Raw genomic sequence first — 1,025 nt, forward strand, 5'->3', positions numbered from 1 at the left:
TACCAGACCCGGATCAGCGACCAACCCGGCAGTGCCCCGATGGAAGGCCAGGTGCAGAACCGTTACGACCGCTATGGCCGCCTGAGCTGGCAGAAGCTGGGCGAGCTGGAAACCGAATATGAATACAACGCCGCTGGCGGCCAGCTCAGTCGCGTCATCACCCACAAGGGCTCGGTGACTGACCCTGACAACATCACCAACACCACCCGCTACGAATACCGCTGGTGGGACGATGCCAAGCAGGTCCGGATCGCCTCCGACCCCGACAAGACCAAGCACGCCGAAACCTTCCAGATCTACAACGCCAACGGCCACCTGGCCCGGGCTGAAGCCTGGTCGATCCCGGAAGCGACCGAACGGCAGCTGATCTCGACCAGCCTCTACTTCGGCAATGCCCAGGGCCAGGTGCTGCACCGTGAATACGTGGAAATGGACAGTCAGAATCGTGACCAGGTCAATACCGAGAAAAGCCACACTGCCGACCTCTACTTCAGCAATGGCATGCAGATCGGCGGCATCACCGTCAGCCGCAACGATCCCCAGGAAAAGCTGATCCGCCAAGGGTATGTCGAGCAGTTCAATCAGCTGGTACAGCGCGGCGACAAAGACCAGAAACACAGCACACCAGGACTGGTTGCCGCCTTCGACTTCAACCGCGCCAGCCAGGCCATCACCCCGTTCAGCCCCGGCACCACACCGGGCAGCTATACCGTGCGCCAGGGCGATACCCTGCAAGGGATCGCACAAGGGCTGTGGGGCGATGCCAGCCTGTGGACCCTGTTGGCCGATGCCAACGGTCTCTCCGGCAGCGAGACCCTGTCGGCCGGCCAGATCCTGACCGTGCCGAACAAGGTCATCAATATGCGGCACGCGGCCGACAGCTTCCGGCCGTATGACCCGGCCGAAGCCATGGGCAACCTTGTTCCGGCCAATGTGCCGGTCGACCCCAGCTCGGGTTGCGGAGCCGCCCAGATCATCATGATCGTGATCGCGATCATCGTGACTATCTACACGGCCGGGGCGGC

Annotated in this window: 1 protein-coding gene; it reads left to right on the forward strand. The window is 62.4% G+C overall.

Translation table 11 applies throughout. The features are described from left to right. A partial coding sequence (locus PZA18_RS23930) for a LysM peptidoglycan-binding domain-containing protein (protein WP_284103405.1) occupies positions 1 to 1,025 on the forward strand: 1,025 nt, incomplete at both ends.

The sequence above is a fragment of the Parachitinimonas caeni genome, assembly GCF_030129945.1.
Classification (GTDB): domain Bacteria; phylum Pseudomonadota; class Gammaproteobacteria; order Burkholderiales; family Chitinimonadaceae; genus Parachitinimonas; species Parachitinimonas caeni.